The following is a 22,471-nucleotide window of genomic DNA, read 5'->3' on the forward strand; positions in this document are numbered from 1 at the left end:
TGATACCGGTAGCATTATTGACTGCCTGTTTCGCTAAAATACTTTATAGGGCAGTCGTCAAAACTTATGTCCAGCATCACCTCCTCCCGCCTTGAGATGCGGAATATCTCTATCTCGTTTTCTGGATTTCATGCCCTACAACAAGTTGATTTCACACTGGAAGGTGGTTCTACTCATGCATTAGTCGGTGCCAATGGTGCGGGTAAATCGACCTTAATGGCGATACTTTCCGGCGCTCATCATCACTATCGCGGCGAGATCTTTATTGATGGCCAGCAGGTAGATATTCACTCGCCCCGTCAGGCAAAACAGCACGGTATTCATGTGGTCCAACAAGAGGTTGATGTTGCGCTGGTGCCGACCCTGTCTGTGGCGGAGAATATTATGCTGGATACGCTGGCTGAACAGGGGCATTTGTTTAACTGGCCACAACTTTACCGCCAGGCTGAAGCGCTACTTGAGCAGCTTGACCTCAAATTGAATGTGCGCCAGCGGCTGGAATCTTGCACATTGGCCGAAAAACAGCAGGTGCTGTTGGCACGCGCCCTCTCTCACCAATGCCGCTTTCTCATTTTGGATGAACCTACTGCGCCACTGGACCAGGAAGAGAGCGCACGCCTGTTTCGAGTGGTTCGCCGTCTGCAATCCGAAGGCATAGCCATTGTTTTTATTTCACACCGTATCCATGAATTGCGTGAAATTTGCGATCAACTGACCGTATTACGTGATGGCAAACGCGTCAGCCATGATGCAATGGGCAACATGACTGGCGAGCAAATTGTCGAGAAGATGCTCGGTCACACCTTGGATGATATTTTCCCCGCGCGGCACGCCGCCGTTAATGCCAAAACATTGTTGTCAGTCAGTGGGTTGCATGATCAACACAAATTGCGTGATATCTCGCTGACTTTACATGAAGGGGAAATATTAGGGATTGCCGGGTTGGCTGGCGCGGGTAAAACCGAATTGTGCAAAGCCTTGTTTGGTGCTACGCCAAGCCGTGTTGATCAGGGCGAGTTACAGGGTAAACCGTGGAAACCGCGCTCACCAGACCGCTCTGTTGCACAGGGGTTAGCTTTAGTACCAGAAGAGCGGCGCAAAGAAGGCATTTTCATTCACGAGGGTATCCCGATGAACCTGAGTGTGGCTGCCGATGACAGTTTTTCCCGCTGGAGCATCTTTAGCCGCCGCCAAGAGTTGCATTGGGCCAAAGAGCTGATTGCGCGCTTAGGGATACGCACTTCGTCACCGCAACAAACACTGGCCCGTCTGTCTGGTGGGAATCAGCAAAAAGTGGCAATTGGTAAGTGGCTGCGCGGGGATGCGCAAGTGCTGATTTTTGATGAGCCGACCAAAGGCGTGGATATCAAAGCTAAACAGGATTTATTCAATCTGATTGGCGGGTTAGCGCAACAGGGAAAAGGCATTATTTATGCATCCGGTGAATTCTCAGAATTGGTCGGTTTATGCCATCGTATCTGTGTGTTGTGGGATGGGCGTATTGTGGCCGAACTGAATGCCGCCGATATCGATGAAGAAACATTATTACTATTTTCAACCGGAGGAACGTCTCAGTGAGTAAAGAAATACCCCTGCCAGACGCGCAGCCATGGCGTCACCAGTTGTTTGATTTTCTCTACAAATGGGGGATGTTACTCACCGTTGTGGCGCTAATCGCGTTATTTGGCCTGGCCTCTGATAATTTCCTCGATCCGAATAATATCATCAATATTTTGCGCTCCATTGCCATTGTGACGGTGATTGCCATCGGAGTATCAATTTCCCTGTCAATTGGGGGCTTTGACTTGTCGGTCGGCTCCACCGCTTCGCTGGCCAATGCCATCGTGGTGTCGCTCTTTGTTTGGTATGGCTTTGGCACCACAGGGGCTATCATTCTGACCTTACTGGTCTGCACTCTGGTTGGCTTGTTTAATGCGTTTCTGATTGTGGTACTGAAAATCCCCGATATGCTGGCGACGCTTGCCAGTCTGTTCGTGATTCAAGGCGTGGCAATGACTTACAGCTACGGCGGCTCTATCACCCAGAATATGCTGCTACCCAGCGGAGATATGGCGGAAGGCGTCATTCCTGAGATGTTTTCAGCTCTGGGCCAAGTGCCCGTAATCGTGCTTATCATGTTAGCGGTAACGATTGTGGTGCAATTGTATTTATCGCTGACTAAACATGGCCGGCGGATGTATGCCATTGGCGGCAATCCGGAAGCGGCGCGTCTGGCGGGCATTCGGACAGTACGTTATCGCGTACTGGCTTATGTGTTGTCATCCCTGTTAGCAGCATTGGGCGGGATTTTACTGGCATCACGAATTGGCTCGTCACAAGTCAATGCCGGTGGCGGCTACCTGATGGATGCAGTGGCGGCGGCTTATATTGGTTTCTCGTTGGCCGGCTCAGGTAAGCCGAATGCTTTCGGTACCTTAATTGGCGCAGTGATCCTCGGGGTGCTGCAAAACGGCCTCGTGATGCTGTCAGTGCCTTACTATGCGATGGATATCATCAAAGGGCTAGTTCTGGCAATGGCGCTGGCACTGACCTATATTCATCAGAAGCGGTGAGTGGCGGCTCCCTTCCATTTGATTTTTATTTCAAAGGCCTTAACTGCTCATCCATTTGAGGCCTGACGAGCGAAAGTAGTTTGGGTGCGGCCAGCGCACTCATAGCATGCATGCTGTGAGTGCCGCCCAAGCCCAAAATACAAGCACGCAATAGGCGGATATTTAATTTAAAGGCATTCTTGCCGGGTCGGGATATTGATACTCAAACCCCAACTCACTGCAAATCTTGCTGCCATCAATCTCACGCGGCGCCTCTTCGATATCTTCAGGTGCAAACTCGGGTGGAGTTAGCTGTAATGCACGGGCGCACTCAGGATAGAAGTCACGTTTGCGTGGGTGGATCGGCGCACACAGATTGTAAATATGGCCGCCTCTGGGCAAATTAAGCAGCAGTTCGATTGCGGATATTACATCTTCCTGATGCACCAAATTAACCCCCAATGAACCGCCTTTCACATTGGTTTTACCCGCAAGAAAACGCCCCGGATGGCGATCTGTCCCCACCAGCCCTGACAGACGCAAAATATCCACTGAAGTATTGGGTAATTTATGCAGCCAGAGTTCAAGCTCAGCCAGTGTTTTTCCCGCAGTAGTCACGGGTTGTAGCGGAGAGTTTTCTTTAATTCGCCCCCGAGTTTCGCCATAGACCGAGGTCGAACTGGTAAAAATAATACGCGGCACACCAAACGCCAGCGCACTGTCGACGACCATCTGTACCGCTTGAAAATACTGTGCGCCGCCGTCAGTTGTGCGGCTGGCAGGCAAAGTAATAACCAGCGCATCCACCGCCATCAGCTGAGCCAAATCATCCGGATCGCAAATCAACTCCGGTGTCAGTTGCAATTGATAGCAATTAATCCCACTCATTCTGGCAGCTTCGACACCATCTGACGTGGTTTTACTTCCGACAACCTGTACTCCGCGGCGGACCAATGATTGCGCCAATGGCATACCCAGCCAGCCCAATCCAATAATGGCTACTTTTTTCATCTCAATTGCCCTCGACCGGTTCATACCGACAACCCACTCCATACTAATAACCTACGCCAATTAATGTAACCTAATAATTACTCAATATTATGAATCTATTTTCATTCATCGGCATAATCGCCATATGTAACAATTTTCTGCTCAAACTGACATCAAATAAAGTGATAACCGCTAAAAATAAAACCGTCGCTGGTCGATAGCTCGTGGCTTGTAGCCGGGAAATAAAGTGGTCAGGTGAAAAAAAGGTTGCGTGCTACCCGCAGGATGGTTTAGGTTGATTGACAGAAATTATGTTAGAAAGCCCAAGCAGAGAAACCACTATGAATCGCGTTCAATTTAATCACCATCATCACCATCATCCTGACTAGTCTTGCAGGCCGATGTGTGCTGGAAGACGGTTAACGAATCTTCCAGGTGGCGGTAGAACGCAATAGAGAAAGCCCTCGGAAGATTATCTTCCGAGGGCTTTTTTGTTGCTCACAATTTTATAAAGTTAAATTAAGAAGAGGATTACCATGTTGGATAAAACACGTTTACGCATTGCGATGCAAAAATCAGGCCGCCTCAGTGACGATTGCCACGAGTTGTTATCGCGCTGTGGGATTAAAATCAATTTACAACAACAGCGCCTGATTGCCTTTGCTGAAAACATGCCAATCGATATCCTGCGTGTGCGTGATGACGATATCCCGGGGCTAGTGATGGATGGCGTGGTTGATCTGGGGATTATTGGCGAAAATGTGCTAGAAGAAGAGTTACTAAGCCGCCGCGCTCAAGGTGAAGACCCACGCTATTTCACCTTGCGCCGCCTGGATTTTGGTGGTTGTCGTCTGTCGCTGGCGGCCTCACTGGACACCGAATACACCGGCCCGCAATGCCTACAAAATAAGCGTATCGCCACTTCTTACCCGCATATCTTAAAGCAATATCTTGATAAACAAGGTGTAACTTTTAAATCCTGTTTGCTGAACGGCTCAGTTGAAGTTGCACCCCGCGCCGGTTTGGCCGACGTCATCTGTGACTTGGTTTCCACCGGTGCCACATTGGAAGCCAACGGCCTGCGCGAAGTCGAAGTTATTTACCGCTCCAAAGCATGCCTGATTCAGCGTGATGGCGAAATGCCGGCTGATAAGCAACAACTGATTGACCGCCTAATGACCCGTATTCAGGGTGTCATTCAAGCTCGTGAATCCAAATACATCATGATGCACGCGCCAAGTGAGCGTCTGGACGAAATCATTACCCTGCTACCGGGTGCTGAACGCCCGACCATTCTGCCATTGGCCGGTGATAAGAGCCGCGTCGCAATGCACATGGTCAGTAGCGAAACTCTGTTCTGGGAAACCATGGAAAAACTGAAGGCGCTGGGTGCCAGCTCCATTCTGGTATTACCTATTGAAAAAATGATGGAGTAACCCATGCAGCCGACGAATTTCAATACATTGATCGACTGGCAGCAATGCAGTGAAGAGCAACAAAAAGCGCTCTTGAGCCGCCCGGCAATCAATGCATCAGAGCGGATAACCGCGACAGTTAGTGAAATCCTTGACAGGGTGAAAGCTGAGGGCGACAGCGCCCTGCGCGATTTTAGCCAGCGCTTTGATACCGTGCAGGTAGCAGATATCCGTATCAGCAGTGACGAAATAGCCGCTGCTGCTGGGCGTTTGAATGACAATATCAAACAAGCTATGGCACAAGCGGTACGTAATATTGAAATTTTCCATAACGCACAGAAAATGCCAGTGGTAGATGTTGAAACGCAACCGGGGGTGCGCTGTCAGCAAATCACTCGCCCGATTGCCTCCGTCGGCCTGTATATTCCCGGTGGCTCAGCGCCGCTGTTGTCTACTGTACTGATGCTTGGCACGCCAGCACGCATTGCCGGTTGCCAGCGCGTAATTTTATGTTCGCCACCGCCGATTGCTGATGAAATTTTGTATGCGGCACAATTATGCGGAATTAAAGAAGTATTCCAAATTGGCGGAGCACAAGCCATTGCCGCGATGGCATTTGGGAGTGAGTCCGTGCCGAAAGTGAATAAAATTTTCGGACCCGGTAATGCTTATGTCACAGAAGCAAAACGTCAGGTCAGCCAACGTTTGGACGGTGCTGCGATTGATATGCCAGCAGGCCCATCTGAAGTGTTGGTTATCGCCGACAGCGGTGCTACACCGGCGTTTATTGCCTCTGACTTACTGTCCCAAGCCGAGCACGGCCCAGACTCACAAGTGGTCCTACTGACGCCAGATGCCGCTATCGCTCAAGCGGTGGCAGTCGAAGTTGAACGGCAACTCCAGCAGTTATCACGTGCCGATATCGCCCGTCAGGCGCTAGAAAGCAGCCGCTTGATCATCACCAAAGATTTGCAGCAATGTATTGATATCAGTAATCAATACGGGCCAGAGCACTTGATTCTGCAAATCCGTCAACCAGAAGATATTATTGATAAAATTGATAATGCCGGCTCGGTATTCATGGGGGACTGGTCGCCAGAATCTGCCGGGGATTATGCCTCTGGCACCAACCACGTGTTACCGACTTATGGTTATACCTCAACGTATTCGAGTCTTGGATTAGCGGATTTTGTCAAACGGATGACAGTTCAACAATTAACGCCGCAAGGTTTGCTGGGTCTGGCATCAACCATTGAAACGCTGGCTCAAGCTGAACAACTCACCGCCCACAAAAACGCCGTCACCCTACGTGTCGCTGCCCTGACAGCCGCCAATAAGGAGCAAGCATGAGTAAGTCCACCAATGTCACTGAACTGGCCCGAGCCAACGTCCGTGCCCTGACCCCTTATATGTCTGCCCGCCGCTTGGGTGGCAACGGTGATGTGTGGCTCAATGCCAACGAATACCCGTTGGCGACGCAATACCAACTCACGGCACAAACTTTCAACCGCTATCCTGAATGCCAACCCGCGTTGGTTGTCGAGCGCTATGCGGCATACGCCGGTTTAGACACTGATCAAGTGTTGGTCAGTCGAGGGGCCGATGAAGGTATTGAGCTGCTGATTCGCGCTTTCTGCGAACCGGGTAAAGATGCCATTTTGTTCTGCCCTCCAACCTATGGCATGTATGCGGTTAGCGCTGAAACCTTTGGTGTTGAACTGCGCACGGTACAAACTAAAACCGATTGGCAGTTAGATTTGCCAGCTATTAAAGAAAGTCTGGAGCGGGTGAAGCTGATTTATATTTGCAGCCCAAATAATCCAACGGGGAATTTGATCAACTCAGCTGACTTGCGTGAAGTGCTGGAGCTAGCACAAGGCCGCGCTATCGTGGCTATCGATGAAGCCTATATTGAATTCTGCCCTCAGGCCTCAGTCAGCACTTGGCTAAAAGATTATCCGAATTTAGTCATTTTGCGCACCTTGTCGAAAGCCTTTGCATTGGCCGGCTTACGTTGTGGCTTTACGCTGGCTAACAACGATATCATCCAATTGCTGCTTAAAGTGATTGCGCCCTACCCATTATCAACACCCGTTGCGGATATTGCGGCGCAAGCACTCAGCCCACAGGGCCTTGAGCAAATGCGCCAAAGAGTAAATGAAGTGAAAGCCAATCGTGAATGGCTAGAAAATGCACTGCAAGACTGTGCCTGTGTCGAGCAAGTATTTACCAGTGAGAGTAACTACTTATTAGCGCGATTTACGGCCTCCAGCAGTGTGTTCAAGACATTGTGGGATCAGGGCATTATTTTGCGTGACCAAAATAAGCAACCTGGGTTATCCAATTGCTTGCGCATTACTATCGGTACCCGTCAAGAGTGTGAACGCGTCATTGCCGCCCTAGCGCCACTGCCCGGTGTTGATAGCCCAAATAATACAAATAAAACTAAGAATACCTCCAGCCTGCGGAAGGAAACGATATGAGCCAGAAATTTCTTTTTATTGACAGAGACGGCACCTTAATTGCCGAGCCACCGGAAGACTATCAAGTTGACCGGCTGGATAAACTGGCGCTGGAGCCAGGTGTTATTCCGGCATTACTGGCACTGCAAAAAGCAGATTACCGTTTGGTGATGATAACTAACCAGGATGGCTTGGGGACCAGCAGTTTCCCGCAGGAAACTTTCGATCCGCCGCACAACCTGATGATGCAGATTTTCAGCTCCCAGGGGATCGATTTTGAACAGGTTTTAATTTGCCCACACTTACCGGCAGACAACTGTGATTGCCGCAAGCCAAAAACAGCATTAGTGGAAAGCTATCTGGCCGAAGGCGTGATGAATAGCGCCAACAGCTACGTTATCGGCGACCGTGAGACAGACCTGCAACTGGCGCAAAACATGGGTATCAGCGGCTTGCGTTACCAGCGTGATGGTTTGAATTGGCCACAAATTGCCCAACAACTGACGCAACGTGACCGCCATGCCCACGTAAATCGTGTCACCAAAGAAACGGCCATTGATGTCGATGTTTGGCTGGACCGCGAAGGGGGTAGCAAGATCAAAACTGGCGTCGGTTTCTTCGACCATATGCTGGATCAAATCGCGACTCACGGCGGTTTTCGTATGGATATTCAAGTCAGTGGCGATCTATATATTGATGACCATCACACGGTTGAAGATACCGCACTAGCACTGGGCGAGGCGATTAACAACGCATTGGGTGACAAACGCGGTATTGGCCGCTTTGGTTTTGTGCTGCCAATGGATGAATGCTTGGCTCGTTGTGCACTGGATATTTCCGGTCGCCCGCATTTGGAATACAAAGCCGAATTTAACTATCAGCGGGTGGGTGACCTTAGCACCGAGATGGTCGAGCATTTCTTCCGCTCCCTCTCCTATGCTATGGCTTGCACCCTGCACCTGAAAACCAAAGGCCGCAATGATCACCACCGGGTAGAGAGCCTATTTAAAGTGTTTGGCCGTACCTTGCGCCAGGCTATTCGTGTTGAGGGCAATACCCTACCAAGTTCCAAGGGAGTCCTGTAATGGATGTGGTGATTCTGGATACGGGTTGCGCCAACCTCTCCTCTGTCACCTACGCGGTGCAGCGTTTAGGTTATGCCCCAGTTATCAGTCGTGACCCGGAAATTGTGCTACGCGCCGATAAGCTATTTTTACCGGGAGTTGGCACAGCTCATGCAGCAATGGAGCAGTTGAAACAACGCGAACTTATCGAGTTGATTAAAAGTTGTACTCAGCCAGTGTTGGGCATCTGTCTCGGTATGCAATTGCTGGCATCCAGCAGTGAAGAAAGCGGCGGGATTGAGACGCTCGGTGTTATTGATACGCCGGTAAAACAGATGATGGACTTCGGTTTGCCACTGCCGCATATGGGTTGGAATCAGATTACCGCGCAAGCGGGCAATCATCTGTTCCGTGGTATCCCAGACGGAACTTATTTCTACTTTGTGCACGGATATGCAATGCCAATATGCCCAAATACCATCGCCCAAGCCAATTACGGCGAGCCGTTTACCGCCGCAGTCGAAAAAGACAACTTCTTTGGCGTGCAGTTTCATCCGGAACGCTCCGGAGCGGCTGGAGCCCAACTGCTGAAAAACTTTCTGGAGATGTAAGCACCATGATTATTCCCGCTTTGGATTTGATCGACGGCAAGGTGGTGCGTTTGCATCAGGGCGATTACGGCCAACAACGTGACTATGGCAATCATCCCTTGCCGCGCTTACAGGATTATCAGCAGCAAGGTGCTCAGGTATTACATTTGGTCGATTTGACTGGCGCTAAAGATCCCGCCGCCCGTCAAATTCCCTTATTACGTGAGTTATTGGCCGGTGTTGATGTGCCGGTACAGGTCGGTGGTGGCATCCGTAATGAGCAAGATGTTGTCGCACTGCTTGAAGCCGGCGCTACACGGGTTGTCGTCGGCTCAACCGCCGTTAAACAGCCGGAAATAGTGCAACAATGGTTTGAGCGTTATGGTGCAGAAGCCATTGTGCTGGCGCTGGATGTACGCATTAATGAAGCAGGTCGCAAAGAAGTGGCTATCAGTGGCTGGCAGGAAAACTCTGATACGACTTTGGAGCAGATTGTTGAACAATATCTACCTTTCGGCCTAAAACATGTGCTGTGCACAGATATCTCTCGCGATGGCACCTTAAGTGGCTCGAATGTCGAGCTGTATCAGGAAGTGTGCCAGCGCTACCCACAAGTGGCGTTCCAAGCCTCCGGTGGCATTGGCTGTCTGGATGATATTGCCCGCCTTCGCGGTAGCGGTGTACAAGGGGTGATTGTTGGCCGCGCACTATTGGACGGTAAATTTAACGTGAAGGAGGCTATTGCATGCTGGCAAAACGTATAATTCCTTGTCTGGATGTGAAAGACGGTCAAGTAGTTAAAGGCGTCCAATTCCGAAATCATGAAATCATTGGTGATATCGTGCCCTTGGCACAGCGTTATGCACAAGAAGGTGCCGATGAGCTGGTATTTTACGATATCACTGCCTCATCTGATGGCCGCGTCGTCGATAAAAGCTGGGTGTCACGGGTGGCAGAAGTTATTGATATTCCGTTCTGTGTCGCCGGCGGGATTAAGAGTGTGGAAGATGCTGGCCAGATTCTGACATTCGGTGCCGATAAAATCTCCATCAACTCGCCTGCACTAGCCGATCCGACGTTGATCACCCGCCTGGCAGAGCGCTATGGCGTACAATGTATTGTGGTCGGTATTGATACTTGGTATGACACAGAAAGTGACAGTTATCAGGTTTATCAATTTACCGGCGACGAAAAACGGACCAAAGCCACCACCTGGCAGACCGAAGATTGGATAAAAGAAGTTCAGTTACGCGGTGCCGGTGAAATTGTGCTGAATATGATGAATCAGGATGGCGTGCGTAACGGTTATGATTTGCGCCAATTAAAACAGATGCGATCCAGTTGCCATGTCCCGCTGATCGCCTCTGGCGGCGCAGGAACACCAGAGCACTTCCTTGAAGCATTCCGTGATGCAGATGTCGATGGTGCGCTGGCAGCCTCAGTGTTCCATAAGCAAATTATTAATATCGGCGAATTGAAAAAGTATTTGTCTGAACAAGGCGTGGAGATAAGAGTGTGTTAAGCGAACAACAAATTAACCAACTGGATTGGGAAAAAGTCGACAATCTGATGCCTGCCATCGTTCAGCATGCCGTATCTGGCGAAGTTTTGATGATGGGGTATATGAACAAAGAAGCATTGGCGGTGACGGAAGAAACCGGCAAAGTCACCTTCTTCTCTCGGACTAAACAGCGTTTATGGACCAAAGGTGAAAGCTCCGGCCACTTCCTGAATGTCGTGAATATCTACCCTGACTGTGACAATGATACCCTATTGATTCTGGTCAATCCTATTGGCCCGACCTGTCATTTAGGCAATGACAGTTGCTTCGCACCTGCGGCTAGCGACTGGAGTTTTTTGTATCAACTAGAACAGTTGTTGGCATCACGTAAATCAGCGGACCCAGCCAGTTCTTACACGGCAAAATTGTATGCCAGTGGGACTAAACGTATCGCGCAGAAAGTCGGCGAAGAAGGGGTGGAAACAGCCCTTGCCGCAACAGTGAATGACCGTGAAGAACTGACTAACGAAGCTTCAGACTTGATGTATCACTTGCTAGTGTTATTACAAGATCAAGATTTGAATCTGAGCAAAGTGATAGGCCGTCTACGCGAACGCCACGAGAAATAATCTTCTTATTGGCTTTCTTGCTGATAAAAGAAAAACGCCCTCGATTTATCATCAGGGGCGTTTGTTATTGAGATAAGCCTTTAAAATCAGCGAATACCAAGTCTAGCTCGCAAACTGCTAAATGGATTACTCCATCCACTCAGTATGGAAGACGCCGTCTTTATCAGTACGTTTGTAGGTATGCGCACCAAAATAATCGCGCTGAGCCTGAATCAAATTGGCTGGCAGCACGGCTGAACGGTAGCTATCGTAATAGTTAATTGCAGCAGAGAATGTTGGTGTCGGGATACCGTTTTGAACCGCGTAAGACACGACATCACGCAGTGCTTGCTGGTATTCATCAGCAATTTGCTTGAAGTATGGTGCCAACAGCAAGTTTGCGATATCGGCATTTTCTGCATATGCGTCAGTGATTTTTTGCAAGAACTGAGCGCGAATAATGCAACCCGCGCGGAAAATCTTAGCGATCTCACCGTAATGCAGATCCCAATTATTTTCTTCTGAAGCCGCTTTCAACTGAGAGAAACCTTGCGCGTAAGAAACGATTTTGCCCAGATACAACGCACGTCGGATTTTTTCGATAAACTCAGCTTTATCGCCAGCGAAAGGCTTCACTGTCGGGCCGGTCAGCACTTTAGATGCCGCAACACGCTGGTCTTTAAGAGAAGACAAGTAACGGGCAAATACCGATTCAGTGATCAATGTTAATGGCTCACCTAAGTCCAGAGAACTTTGGCTGGTCCACTTACCTGTACCTTTGTTAGCGGCTTCATCCAGAATCACGTCAACCAAATATTTACCATCTTCATCTTTCTTGGTGAAAATATCTTTGGTGATATCGATCAGGTAGCTATTGAGTTCGCCTTTGTTCCACTCAGCAAAAGTACTCGCCAGCTCTTCGTTGCTCAAGCCCAAAGACTGTTTCAGCAAAGAGTAAGCTTCGGCGATCAACTGCATATCACCATATTCGATACCGTTGTGAACCATTTTAACGTAATGACCAGCACCGTCTGCACCGATATAAGCAACACAAGCGTCACCATCATCAGCACGCGCAGCAATTTTCTCGAGAATTGGCGCGACCAGTTCGTAGGCTTCTTTCTGGCCACCAGGCATGATTGAAGGGCCTTTCAATGCCCCCTCTTCGCCACCGGAAACGCCAGTGCCGATAAAGTTAAAGCCTTGCTCAGAAAGTTCACGATTGCGACGGATGGTATCTTTGTAGTAAGTATTACCACCATCAATCAGAATGTCACCTTTATCAAGGTGCGGCGTCAGTGAAGCGATGGTCTTGTCAGTTGCTTCACCCGCTTTCACCATCAGCAGGATGCGGCGCGGTTTTTCCAGTGAATCAACAAACTCTTCAACGGTATAGCTCGGAACCAAGTTTTTACCTGGATTCTCAGCGACCACTTCGTCGGTCTTGTCTGATGAACGGTTAAAGATAGAAACGGAATAGCCGCGGCTTTCGATGTTGAGCGCCAGGTTACGGCCCATCACCGCCATACCGACAACGCCGATCTGTTGTTTGGACATTAAAAAACTCCTGTCTGAAGGATGACACCTGTTATCGGTTTTGAAGCCAACAGGTTTTTGATGTGGGAAACATGTTAACTCAGGATTATGTCAGCTGGGTAGTGATTGGTGCGATAGATAGCACAACTGACCAGTTGCTGCGCGCAATGGTTTGCTTTCTCAGTGTGAACCGCCAAAGTGGTTTGATTTATGGCACTGATAAGTATAAAAAAAGCAATCACATGGATTGCTTTTTTTATATCCGAATTGGCTCATGCCATAAATTCTTTTAGCCAGGCTTTAAACTCAGCACCTTGTTTGGGATGACGAAGGCCATAAGCGACATAAGCCTGCATATAACCGAGTTTCTCACCGCAGTTATAGGATTGCCCAGTCAAAGCAACCGCATCAACGGGTTCTTTCTCTGCCAATGCATCAATAGCATCAGTTAGCTGAATACGACCCCAAGCGCCGGGCTTGGTTTGTTCCAGCAATGGCCAAATATCAGCAGACAAAACATAGCGCCCGACAGCCGACAGGTTTGATTGCAAGTCAACAGGGCTTTGTGGTTTTTCAACCATGGCTTTAATCCGGCTACTTTCACCCGGCGCTAAATCAGACTTCTCACATGAGATAACCGAGTAGTTTGATAACGCCTCAGGTTCGACTGAATGCACTAATACTTGGCTAGTTCCAGTCTCTTCAAAGCGCTTGACCAATTGAGCAAGATTATCTCGAGTCAAATCTGACTTCGCATCATCAATCAGAACATCCGGCAACAACACAGCGAATGGCTCATTCCCCACGAGCGGTTTGGCACACAACACGGCATGGCCCAAGCCTTCAGGGTGGCCTTGGCGAATATGCATGATGGTCACACCCGGTGGACAGATTGATTGCACTTCTTCCAATAACTGGCGCTTAACACGCGCCTCTAGCATGGCTTCTAGCTCATAAGACGTATCGAAATGGTTTTCTACCGCATTTTTTGACGAGTGGGTTATCAAAATGATTTCTTTAATGCCGGCAGCAACACATTCGTTAACTACATATTGAATTAATGGCTTATCGACAATAGGCAGCATTTCTTTTGGAATGGCTTTTGTGGCTGGAAGCATTCTCATGCCTAGGCCTGCTACTGGGATCACTGCTTTCAATTTGGTCATAATTAACCTACTGATTTCTTGAGGCGAATTTAAAATCTTTATCCATTCAGCCGCTAAGCCGACGTTAGTTGATTTGCTGCTTTAGCCAGGCTGTAAAATTCTCACCTTCGGTATTATGGCGAACACCATAAGTAACAAAGGCTTTCATATAGCCCAATTTATCACCGCAATCATGAGATTTACCGGTCATATGGAAAGCCTCAACAGGCTCCTGCTCCATTAACATCGCGATGGCATCAGTAAGCTGAATTTCATCACCAGCACCACGAGGGGTTTTCTTCAGCAGTGGCCAAATGTCTTTTGATAACACATAGCGCCCAACTACAGCGAGGTTAGACGGCGCCTCGTCGACGGAAGGTTTCTCAACAACGGCAGTCATCAGGGTACTCTCACCCGGAGCTAAATCGACATGTCCGCAATCAGCAATACCATACTTGGAAACATCCGCTTTCGGTACCGGCTCTACCATGATTTGGCTACGCCCGGTCTCCTCAAAGCGCTTAATCATGCTGGCAAGGTTTTCTTTAGATAAATCCGCCGTTGAATCATCAAGCAAGACGTCTGGCAGCAATACGATGAACGGGTTATCGCCCACCATCGGTTGCGCGCAGAGCACGGCGTGCCCCAGCCCTTTGGCATGACCTTGGCGCACCTGCATGATAGTGACATCAGGTGGACAAATATTCTTAATTTCTTTTAATAACTGGCGCTTAACGCGTGATTCCAGCGCAGCTTCCAGTTCAAAAGATGTATCGAAATGGTTTTCTATCGCGTTTTTGGAGGAGTGGCTTACCAACACAATCTCCTTGACCCCGGCAGCAACGCACTCATTCACAATATATTGAATTAGGGGTTTATCTACCACTGGCAGCATTTCTTTCGGAATTGCCTTGGTGGCTGGCAACATACGAGTGCCTAGCCCGGCAACAGGAATGACTGCTTTCAAACATTTCATTGATATGACCTCTTCAACTTTAAACAGTTAAATGCGGAGGGATTAATTTATAAGCTTAGCGAAACAATCTGGAATTATTCATTATTATTTTATAGTGCCAAAGCTTACATCAGAATGTTCCTGATTACATTCTTAAAATATCAGTAAATATTTCATATTGTGTAGCCATCAAAAGAACCGAGTGAATGCTACGCCATTAAAAACAACAATCTTATAACTTCATTAAAATATAAAAAATAAAATATCACTTACCCACTATTTCATTATATAAATCAATATAACTTGATGCCATTTTCTCCGATGTAAAATGCTCCAAAAAACGATTTCGTGCATTGCAACCAAACTCTGCTGATAACTCTACATCATTCCATAATTGATCCATTGCAGATCTCAATGCAATAGGATCTGATGGCGGTACAACCAACCCAGTTTGCTGATCAATATTAATAAAAGTTGTACCTGTACCTATTTCACTCGATATGAGCGGTTTGCCATACATGGCACCTTCTAATAAGGTAATACCAAAGGCTTCAGATCGTAAATGAGAAGGGAAAACCACAGCAAAACAAAGAGACAATAGTGCAGTTTTATCTTCATCAGATACAGCACCGAGGAAAAAGACATTCTGAATATTTAGCTCTTCGACTTGAGATTTTAATTCTGACTCAATAGGGCCAGCACCTACGATAACAATTGGATATGAGGAATTCTTAGCTGCTTCAATAAGAATATGCAAACCTTTATAATACCGAAAAGCGCCAATAAACAGGAAAAAACGAGGGCCAAACTTATCCTGCCAAAATGCCAGTCGCTCTGAAGATGGCGTAGGATAGGAGGCCTCATCAAGACCATAGGGAATAACACTGACCTTATTTGCGAACCTCTTCAGCGTTAAACTGGTTGCTACATAATTCGGTGAAGCGGCAACAATTCGAGTCACATCACCAAGGAATCGATTCATTAATGGTGAATATATTTTTAATATATTCTTCTGTTTTACGATATCAGAATGGTAGCTTACTACTGTAGGTTTTTTTATGCCTGATATAAAATGAACCATATCCATAAATGGGAATGGAAAATGATAATGAATAATATCGGCCTGCTGAGCAAGATTTTTAAAGGTTTTTAAAGCTTGGAAAGAAAAAGGTGTTGAAGCCACTTCAATATTAATTGGGGAGCAATATGTCGTGTGCGACCCTATTTCTTTATTAACAACATTACCTCGTTTACTTAAAGAAAGGACAGTTGAGTCAATACCTTTCTTCGCCCCACTTTCGCATAATTGAAAAATAACCTGCTCGATGCCACCAAACGAATCGGGGTAATACGTTTTATAAAAATGCAATACTTTTAACATTGTATTATTATACCTGCTTATAGGCTTTTATTGTTTCCTGAGCGCATCGCTGCCATGAGAATGTTCCTGCTCTAATGAGACCCATCTCTATTGCTTTATTTCGCCAATTTTCATCTTCCAAGCTCTGTATAATCGCAGACCTCAATCCATCGACATCCAATGCATCGCACATTAAACCCGAATCACCTAAAACCTCGGGTAATGAGGCAGCATTAGAGCAAGCAACCGGTACACCCGATGCCATAGCTTCAAGAACAGGTAACCCAAACCCTTCATATAATGAAGGAAATAAAAATGTTCTCGCCCCCGAGAAAAGTAAAGGCAGATCTTCTGCACTTAGGTAACCAAGATATAATAACCAGCCTTGTTGCGTAGCCAACTCAAATCGACGATGTATAGACTCACTATTCCAACCTGAAAAACCACAGATTACTAGTGGAAAACGCGAGCGAAGATCTAAAGGCAATCTTTCATAAGCATCAAGTAGCGTTGCAATATTCTTTCTTGGTTCAATAGTGCCAGTAAATAGCGTGTACTGCCCTGCGGTTAATCCTAGTTTTGTCATTAAACTTTGTAAGGTAGTATAATTCCGAGGATAAAAATCACCACTACTGGCTAACGGCGCTGTTACAATCTTTTCAATAGGGTAATCGAAATACTCTGCTAACTCTTTTCGGGTAAACTCAGAATCCGTAATTAAGACTTTTGCTCTTTTTATTGTGAGCAAGAGTTCTTTTTGCATATATCGGACACGATTCTCAGGATGGCACTGGGGCCATTTGAAAATAGAAAGGTCGTGAAAAGTTGCAACAGCATTATTAACTCGAGGAGGTAAATAAAAATTAGGGCTATGATATATGAAACTCTTATACGGTCTTAATGCCAAACTTTTCAACCAAGGTGCAGAAAGACGATATAACTCACTAGCAACTGCACTATTTTTTACAATATTTTTTAACCCTGAAGTTGCACTTGATTCCATATTGGGCTCAGGCAAATTTCGAGATATTTTTCTACCTTGCAAAAATAACAGATTAAAGACTTCATCACTATTTTTCAATTCCCGAGCTAATTCATATGTATAGCGGCCAATACCTGTCAATGGATACTTGATTGAATCAGTGCCAAATACCACTTTCATTATTTATCTTCCAGCATCCAACGTAATGTCTCTTCCAATGGTGGTGTATTCCATCCATCAACAATACTTTGTAATTTTCCAGAGTCACCACATAACGATTTAACTTCATTGGCCCGGACGAAAGCAGGGTTAACACGAATAATTAGCTTATGTGAGGTTATTTCCTCACATAGAGCAACGACTTCACGTAATGAGTAAGTCCTTCCAGAACAAACATTGACGGTTTCACCTACAGGTTTTGCCATCAATAACCCTAAATAAGCTTTCACCAAGGCTCTGACATCAGTAAAATCACGCCATACATCCAAATTACCTAGTTCGATTTCATCCGCTTTACGCTTAAAATGAGAAACTATTTTTGGCAATAAGAAATTATCGGATTGCCCGACGCCAGTATAATTGAAAGGGCGGACAATAATAATTGGTAATTTGCCTGACCAAAGCTTGGCCATATATTCCATAGCTAACTTACTTACTGCATAATCATTTGCCGGATTAACTGCAGCAGTTTCACTCAGCATGCCTTCTTGCGCATTACCATAAACATTAGCACTGCTGGCAAGTAATACAGCTTCAATATTTTCAGCAACATTACTCAGAGCAGCCAATAAATTCCGGGTACCGACAATGTTTACATCATAAAAAGCGGCAGCATCACCATGGCCTACGAAAGCAATTGCAGCCAAGTGGACAACAAGGTTAGGTTTGACTTGCTCAATAGCTGAATTCAGCCCCGCCACATCAAGTAAATCTACTTGAAAATAATCTGGATTATCTAAAGGCTGAGAACCTAAACCGAATACCCGATAACCGGCAGCGGATAATTCCGCTGCCATATAATGGCCGGTAAATCCCTGAATACCGGTGATCAGGGCACGCTTGCCATTCATTATCATTAGAATGAGAAACCTTGCTTATTACGACGAAGGTCTTCTTCTACCATCATCTGACAGAGTTCTTCTAAAGTCGTTTTTGGCTCCCAACCTAGCACGTCTTTTGCTTTTTGTGGATTACCAATCAACAGCTCAACTTCTGCTGGGCGATAGAACTTAGGATTAACTTTTACTAAAGTTTTCCCAGTTGCTGTATCAATCCCAACTTCATTTTCATCTTTGCCTTCAAAACGCAAATTAAAACCAGCAGCTTTAAATGCCATCGAGACAAAATCGCGGACAGTCTCTGTACGGTTTGTTGCCAGAACAAAAGTATCAGGCACATCGGCTTGCAGCATACGCCACATACCTTCTACATATTCTTTAGCAAAGCCCCAATCGCGTTTGGCATCCATATTCCCTAACTCAAGAATATCCAATTTACCTAATTTAATTTTTGCGACTGAGTCTGTAATTTTACGGGTAACAAATTCGCGTCCGCGCAATGGCGATTCGTGATTAAAGAGGATACCGCTGCAACCAAAAATACCGTAACTTTCACGATAATTAATCGTCATCCAGTGCGCGTATAATTTAGCTACACCATAAGGACTACGCGGATAAAATGGCGTTTCTTCAATTTGAGGTATTGCCTGAACTTTACCAAACATTTCAGAGGTAGAGGCCTGGTAAAAGCGAATTTTCGTATTAACTATACGAATGGCTTCTAATAAGTTTAGCGGACCAAGGCCAGTGATCTCTGCGGTTGTTGCTGGTTGGTCAAAAGAAACACCAACAAAACTTTGAGCCGCTAAATTATACACTTCGGTTGCTTGGGTAGTTTGCAACAAGCGAATACTAGCAGAAAGATCTGTGAGGTCGTATTCAACCAAATGCAGATTAGGATGTTTATCAATACCTAACTCTTCAATACGCCAGAAGTTTACAGAACTGGTACGACGATAGGTACCATAAACTTTATAGCCTTTCTCAAGTAACAATTCCGCAAGATATGCACCATCTTGGCCTGTAATACCGGTAATAATTGCAGTTTTCATATTCATAAAATTATCCACATTCAATTTATTTAACTATTCACTAGTTGTTCGTTTTCCGTAATTAGAACATCTAACAACTGTTGCGCACTCTGTTCCCACGTTTGCCAATTAATCTTACTTGGGTTGGGTATTTTGTTCGCATCATAAAGTACAAGCCAGTCCTGTATCACAATTGCTAAATCATTAGGATCTAGTCCTGAAAAATACAAAGCATTATCACCTGCGACCTCTCTAAACACAGGAATATCTCGAGCTATTATAGGCAAGTTATGCTGTGCAGCTTCAATGAGTGGTAAACCAAAACCTTCCCCTTGACTTGCAGATATTAAGCAATCACATTTTTTGTATATATTTTCGAGAAATTCATCGCTAATACCTTCAAGCCAGAACAATCGCTTATTTAATTCAGGGTGAGAATGTAATTTCTCTATAAACGGTTCAACCATCCAACCTTGTTTGCCTACAATAACTAAATTTATATCTACCCCTTTATTCCAAAGCAATTCAAATGCAGAGAGTGTTTGAGAATGTCCTTTGCGCGGTTCTATTGTGCTAACTGTTAAAAATGATTGACGTAATCCTAATTGGGTAAGAATAAAACTAGAACATTGAGGCATTCCTTGGGACGGGCAAGAATTATTTAAATCAGCACCTAGATGGAACCAGTTTATATCAAACCTTTTTATTTTTTCAACTTTATTGTTTTGAATCCAGCACTGCAACTCTTTACATACAGTTTCTGAAATACACACAACACCAGTAAATTCAGTAATTATATTCAACCATCGACGAAATAAAGAACCCTCATTCTCCGGAAAAAAGTGTGGCTGTAAAACGGGTAAAATATCATATACCATAAAGTATATTTTTACGCCTCTATCATACCATTCTTTTAACGAGTTTTGTTGTTCAAACACGACGCCAGTATTGAAATCGAGACCTAAAAAAAGATCATCACTCCAGACATCTACAACCTCGTCATTCACAAAATCATCCGGTATTCCTAGTAATTCACAGGTAAACTTACGAGCATATCTATATCCTGACTGACCAGCAGTGGCATAGATAGCATCCACCACATATCCATCTGGTGGATTTGAAATAAATTGCTTTAAAAGTGCACGAACAACTCTTTGTATTCCAGTTCTTAAATCAACAATTACGAGTGCAGAAACATCTATTAATAACTGTTTATGCTGTGGTTTAGGTGGGAAATTTCGAGCCAGAACGGTTGCAACATCAGGAAGTAATTCATTAGTAAGTAACTGTGGTTTTTGAATTATCTTGTTTATTAAAGCATAAAAATTTGCAGTTTCTTCTTTATAAGAACTCTCAATAGCATGCATATACTTTTCAGCACATTTCACTGGAGTATGCTGTGAATGTAACAATTCCAACCCAGAACGACCTAATTCATCTCGAGCTTTTTTATCTCTATATAATACGGTCAAAGCTTCTATAAGTTCTTCATCAGAAAATTTTTCAGGTAACTTACACACAACATGATCGGGTAAATCAGCCATTGAACCATTAGCATTTACAATTGTCGCTACACCATAATTTAAGCAATCAAGCACTGCTGCAGATGTCTCACCAAGTGATAAATCACGTAATTGAACACAAACATCAGCTGAAGATAGCCATAATTTATACGCAGTTTGATCTGTCCAACCTGTAATACTAACTCTATCATTATTGTTAATTATTTTCCCGAGGATAAGATTGTAATCTTGATCCAGACTTTCTCCTACAAAAACCAATCTACATGAAGAATCATTAGCCATTGGAGATGCTAACCAAGCATTTAATAATCTATGATTGAGTTTATGTGAGCCTAAAAATCCGAAGCTACAAACTACAAACTCATTATCTCTAATATCTAATTTATCACGAGAAACAGGTTTATTAGAATAATCATTATTAGCCGTAGTTCTTAAAAGAGGAATTGAGAACCAATCATTTGATGAATCATATCCATAATAAAATGATGCTAAACGCTTTGAAACATCCGAATGATAAATGACACCTAGAGCCTTTTGCAAAACTCTTAAATTACATGGGTAATTCCTCACAGAGCCATTATTTTCTCTATTGCGATAATATTCTATAACTGCGGGCCAGCCATGTGAATATAATATTTCTGTAACTAAACCATAAGGATTATTATTAATAGTTAGGCTTAAATTCAATATCAAATCAGGGATGAAAAAATCATGTAAAACAATAACTCCGGGGATCTCCATAAGTAATGGAATCATATGCACATGATAAGGAGAGTTACCAAAATGGTATAATACTCTATCATAATTTTCATGGTTATTACGGAATTCACTGCTATTTAAAATAGTGCAGTTAGATAAAATCCAAGAGTCAGTAATCTCTTCAGGCTGTTCATATATAACATCAATAGAGTAATAACGGGCCAACTCAGGTAAAAGCTCAGCACTATAATCACTTATCCCACACCTATCTGGTGGTAAGGGTGAAATATAAGCAAGACGCAAGTTTTTTATTGGATCATCTACTTTTAATTTATTATTACCGTAAAATAAAGATCTTAAGTTATCACAAATTATTATTGCTGACTCTAGATGGGATGTCAGGAATAATTCTGTGATATTTATTTTATTAATTTCTTTTGAAGAAAATAAATCATGATATATAAAAAATTCAAATTTAAAAATAATATCAGCGTTTAACAAATTTTCTTTCTTTGTCTGAAGCCATTTTTTATATTCTTGACTAGAGTCAATGTGATAACTTAACTCGTTAGCTAGTATAACTGCCGTAGGTATATGTAATGTAGACTTATTGATGTTGGTTACAGCATTATCATCAAATCCCTCAAAGAAAGAAGTCATTAATAACACATCAACCTTCAAATTTAAAACAAATAAATCTCTAATATTACAAGCTAATTCATTTCTAACTTCTCTTTCTTTACCATCTGCTTTAATTAAAGTCAAAGAGTCCCACACTTTAATTTTATCTTGTGATAAAAAACCAGAAAATTCGTCACGAATGAATGATATAGAATCAGATAACATACCATTCAATACTAATATTACAGTATCATCCCGAGATAATTTTATAACTTTCTTTATAATATTTATTATTTCCAAAGACTTTTCATTCTCTGGGCCTAAAACCTGAACTCCTTGCATATCAATTGCTATGCGCATTAATGTCTACCTTATTATT

The 22,471-nt window shown here is 44.7% G+C and carries 20 protein-coding genes and 1 other annotated feature; of the genes, 11 read left to right on the plus strand and 9 right to left on the minus strand.

Going from position 1 to position 22,471, the window contains the following annotated elements; all coding sequences use genetic code 11:
* The first annotated feature begins 66 nt into the window (after positions 1-66).
* Positions 67-1,578 carry a sugar ABC transporter ATP-binding protein gene (locus tag F0T03_RS13925; RefSeq protein ID WP_159678995.1) on the plus strand — a complete coding sequence of 504 codons (1,512 nt, stop codon included), beginning with the start codon at positions 67-69 and terminating at the stop codon, positions 1,576-1,578.
* Entirely contained in the window at positions 1,575-2,573 is a 999-nt protein-coding gene (locus F0T03_RS13930; RefSeq protein WP_145556273.1) for an ABC transporter permease, read from the plus strand. Before F0T03_RS13925 ends, F0T03_RS13930 begins: the two co-directional genes overlap by 4 nt.
* Positions 2,574-2,735: 162 nt before the next feature.
* Here F0T03_RS13930 and F0T03_RS13935 read toward each other — a convergent pair whose 3' ends face one another.
* On the minus strand, positions 2,736-3,563 hold the full coding sequence (locus tag F0T03_RS13935) for an SDR family oxidoreductase (RefSeq protein ID WP_145556274.1): 828 nt from the start codon (positions 3,561-3,563) through the stop codon (positions 2,736-2,738).
* 320 nt (positions 3,564-3,883) lie between these two features.
* Here F0T03_RS13935 and hisL point away from each other — a divergent pair, with 320 nt between their 5' ends.
* The 9 genes from hisL (at position 3,884) to hisIE (ending at position 11,203) form a co-directional block, all read left to right on the plus strand.
* Complete coding sequence (gene hisL, locus F0T03_RS13940) at positions 3,884-3,931, plus strand: his operon leader peptide (RefSeq protein ID WP_002231208.1); 48 nt, start codon at positions 3,884-3,886, stop codon at positions 3,929-3,931.
* Positions 3,907-4,037 (plus strand) — a sequence feature (His leader region). (Overlaps the previous gene by 25 nt.)
* Positions 4,038-4,078: 41 nt before the next feature.
* A complete protein-coding gene (gene hisG / locus F0T03_RS13945) occupies positions 4,079-4,978 on the plus strand; it encodes an ATP phosphoribosyltransferase (RefSeq protein ID WP_004388789.1) in 900 nt (299 codons plus the stop codon).
* 3 nt (positions 4,979-4,981) lie between these two features.
* Positions 4,982-6,307: a histidinol dehydrogenase gene (gene hisD / locus F0T03_RS13950; protein WP_145556275.1), complete on the plus strand. Its 1,326-nt coding sequence runs from the start codon at positions 4,982-4,984 to the stop codon at positions 6,305-6,307.
* Positions 6,304-7,440 carry a histidinol-phosphate transaminase gene (gene hisC / locus F0T03_RS13955; RefSeq protein ID WP_159678997.1) on the plus strand — a complete coding sequence of 379 codons (1,137 nt, stop codon included), beginning with the start codon at positions 6,304-6,306 and terminating at the stop codon, positions 7,438-7,440. Before hisD ends, hisC begins: the two co-directional genes overlap by 4 nt.
* The gene (hisB, locus tag F0T03_RS13960) at positions 7,437-8,504 is read left to right on the plus strand and encodes a bifunctional histidinol-phosphatase/imidazoleglycerol-phosphate dehydratase HisB (protein WP_145556277.1); all 1,068 of its coding nucleotides are present in this window, start codon (positions 7,437-7,439) and stop codon (positions 8,502-8,504) included. Before hisC ends, hisB begins: the two co-directional genes overlap by 4 nt.
* The gene (hisH, locus tag F0T03_RS13965; RefSeq protein ID WP_159678999.1) at positions 8,504-9,094 is read left to right on the plus strand and encodes an imidazole glycerol phosphate synthase subunit HisH; all 591 of its coding nucleotides are present in this window, start codon (positions 8,504-8,506) and stop codon (positions 9,092-9,094) included. Before hisB ends, hisH begins: the two co-directional genes overlap by 1 nt.
* A 5-nt stretch (positions 9,095-9,099) precedes the next feature.
* Positions 9,100-9,837 carry a 1-(5-phosphoribosyl)-5-[(5-phosphoribosylamino)methylideneamino]imidazole-4-carboxamide isomerase gene (hisA, locus tag F0T03_RS13970; protein WP_145556279.1) on the plus strand — a complete coding sequence of 246 codons (738 nt, stop codon included), beginning with the start codon at positions 9,100-9,102 and terminating at the stop codon, positions 9,835-9,837.
* Positions 9,819-10,595 carry an imidazole glycerol phosphate synthase subunit HisF gene (hisF, locus tag F0T03_RS13975; RefSeq protein ID WP_159679001.1) on the plus strand — a complete coding sequence of 259 codons (777 nt, stop codon included), beginning with the start codon at positions 9,819-9,821 and terminating at the stop codon, positions 10,593-10,595. The genes hisA and hisF overlap by 19 nt, the downstream gene beginning before the upstream one ends.
* Positions 10,589-11,203 (plus strand): bifunctional phosphoribosyl-AMP cyclohydrolase/phosphoribosyl-ATP diphosphatase HisIE, encoded by a 615-nt coding sequence (gene hisIE / locus F0T03_RS13980; protein WP_145556281.1) that lies wholly within the window; start codon positions 10,589-10,591, stop codon positions 11,201-11,203. Before hisF ends, hisIE begins: the two co-directional genes overlap by 7 nt.
* Positions 11,204-11,329: 126 nt before the next feature.
* On the opposite strand, the gene gndA is transcribed toward hisIE, so the two are convergent.
* From gndA to F0T03_RS14020, 8 genes are all read right to left on the minus strand, one after another.
* The gene (gene gndA / locus F0T03_RS13985; RefSeq protein WP_145556282.1) at positions 11,330-12,739 is read right to left on the minus strand and encodes an NADP-dependent phosphogluconate dehydrogenase; all 1,410 of its coding nucleotides are present in this window, start codon (positions 12,737-12,739) and stop codon (positions 11,330-11,332) included.
* Positions 12,740-12,990: 251 nt separating this feature from the next.
* Positions 12,991-13,884: a UTP--glucose-1-phosphate uridylyltransferase GalU gene (galU, locus tag F0T03_RS13990; protein ID WP_145556283.1), complete on the minus strand. Its 894-nt coding sequence runs from the start codon at positions 13,882-13,884 to the stop codon at positions 12,991-12,993.
* 64 nt (positions 13,885-13,948) lie between these two features.
* Entirely contained in the window at positions 13,949-14,839 is an 891-nt protein-coding gene (gene galU, locus F0T03_RS13995; RefSeq protein ID WP_145556284.1) for a UTP--glucose-1-phosphate uridylyltransferase GalU, read from the minus strand.
* A 244-nt stretch (positions 14,840-15,083) separates the two neighbouring features.
* Positions 15,084-16,199 carry a glycosyltransferase family 4 protein gene (locus F0T03_RS14000; protein WP_145556285.1) on the minus strand — a complete coding sequence of 372 codons (1,116 nt, stop codon included), beginning with the start codon at positions 16,197-16,199 and terminating at the stop codon, positions 15,084-15,086.
* Between the two features lie 7 nt (positions 16,200-16,206).
* Positions 16,207-17,340, minus strand: coding sequence for a glycosyltransferase family 4 protein (locus F0T03_RS14005; RefSeq protein WP_159679003.1), 1,134 nt, complete (start codon positions 17,338-17,340; stop codon positions 16,207-16,209).
* On the minus strand, positions 17,340-18,236 hold the full coding sequence (locus F0T03_RS14010) for a GDP-mannose 4,6-dehydratase (RefSeq protein WP_159679006.1): 897 nt from the start codon (positions 18,234-18,236) through the stop codon (positions 17,340-17,342). Before F0T03_RS14010 ends, F0T03_RS14005 begins: the two co-directional genes overlap by 1 nt.
* Positions 18,236-19,270, minus strand: a complete 1,035-nt coding sequence (gmd, locus tag F0T03_RS14015; RefSeq protein ID WP_145556291.1) for a GDP-mannose 4,6-dehydratase — start codon at positions 19,268-19,270, stop codon at positions 18,236-18,238. The genes F0T03_RS14010 and gmd overlap by 1 nt, the downstream gene beginning before the upstream one ends.
* 29 nt (positions 19,271-19,299) lie before the next feature.
* Positions 19,300-22,452, minus strand: coding sequence for a glycosyltransferase (locus tag F0T03_RS14020; RefSeq protein ID WP_159679008.1), 3,153 nt, complete (start codon positions 22,450-22,452; stop codon positions 19,300-19,302).
* Between the last annotated feature and the right edge of the window lie 19 nt (positions 22,453-22,471).

This window comes from Yersinia canariae (genome assembly GCF_009831415.1).
GTDB classification, from domain to species: domain Bacteria; phylum Pseudomonadota; class Gammaproteobacteria; order Enterobacterales; family Enterobacteriaceae; genus Yersinia; species Yersinia canariae.

What these genes read in the sequence shown, in the direction of transcription:
- F0T03_RS14020 (WP_159679008.1), bottom strand. Translation starts at nt 22,452, where the DNA reads ATGCGCATAGCAATTGATATGCAAGGAGTTCAGGTTTTAGGCCCAGAG.
- hisG (WP_004388789.1), top strand. Translation starts at nt 4,079, where the DNA reads ATGTTGGATAAAACACGTTTACGCATTGCGATGCAAAAATCAGGCCGC.
- F0T03_RS14010 (WP_159679006.1), bottom strand. Translation starts at nt 18,236, where the DNA reads ATGATAATGAATGGCAAGCGTGCCCTGATCACCGGTATTCAGGGATTT.
- F0T03_RS14000 (WP_145556285.1), bottom strand. Translation starts at nt 16,199, where the DNA reads ATGTTAAAAGTATTGCATTTTTATAAAACGTATTACCCCGATTCGTTT.
- galU (WP_145556283.1), bottom strand. Translation starts at nt 13,884, where the DNA reads ATGACCAAATTGAAAGCAGTGATCCCAGTAGCAGGCCTAGGCATGAGA.
- hisH (WP_159678999.1), top strand. Translation starts at nt 8,504, where the DNA reads ATGGATGTGGTGATTCTGGATACGGGTTGCGCCAACCTCTCCTCTGTC.
- hisF (WP_159679001.1), top strand. Translation starts at nt 9,819, where the DNA reads ATGCTGGCAAAACGTATAATTCCTTGTCTGGATGTGAAAGACGGTCAA.
- galU (WP_145556284.1), bottom strand. Translation starts at nt 14,839, where the DNA reads ATGAAATGTTTGAAAGCAGTCATTCCTGTTGCCGGGCTAGGCACTCGT.
- hisB (WP_145556277.1), top strand. Translation starts at nt 7,437, where the DNA reads ATGAGCCAGAAATTTCTTTTTATTGACAGAGACGGCACCTTAATTGCC.
- hisA (WP_145556279.1), top strand. Translation starts at nt 9,100, where the DNA reads ATGATTATTCCCGCTTTGGATTTGATCGACGGCAAGGTGGTGCGTTTG.
- gndA (WP_145556282.1), bottom strand. Translation starts at nt 12,739, where the DNA reads ATGTCCAAACAACAGATCGGCGTTGTCGGTATGGCGGTGATGGGCCGT.
- F0T03_RS14005 (WP_159679003.1), bottom strand. Translation starts at nt 17,340, where the DNA reads ATGAAAGTGGTATTTGGCACTGATTCAATCAAGTATCCATTGACAGGT.
- hisC (WP_159678997.1), top strand. Translation starts at nt 6,304, where the DNA reads ATGAGTAAGTCCACCAATGTCACTGAACTGGCCCGAGCCAACGTCCGT.
- hisD (WP_145556275.1), top strand. Translation starts at nt 4,982, where the DNA reads ATGCAGCCGACGAATTTCAATACATTGATCGACTGGCAGCAATGCAGT.
- F0T03_RS13935 (WP_145556274.1), bottom strand. Translation starts at nt 3,563, where the DNA reads ATGAAAAAAGTAGCCATTATTGGATTGGGCTGGCTGGGTATGCCATTG.
- F0T03_RS13925 (WP_159678995.1), top strand. Translation starts at nt 67, where the DNA reads ATGTCCAGCATCACCTCCTCCCGCCTTGAGATGCGGAATATCTCTATC.
- gmd (WP_145556291.1), bottom strand. Translation starts at nt 19,270, where the DNA reads ATGAAAACTGCAATTATTACCGGTATTACAGGCCAAGATGGTGCATAT.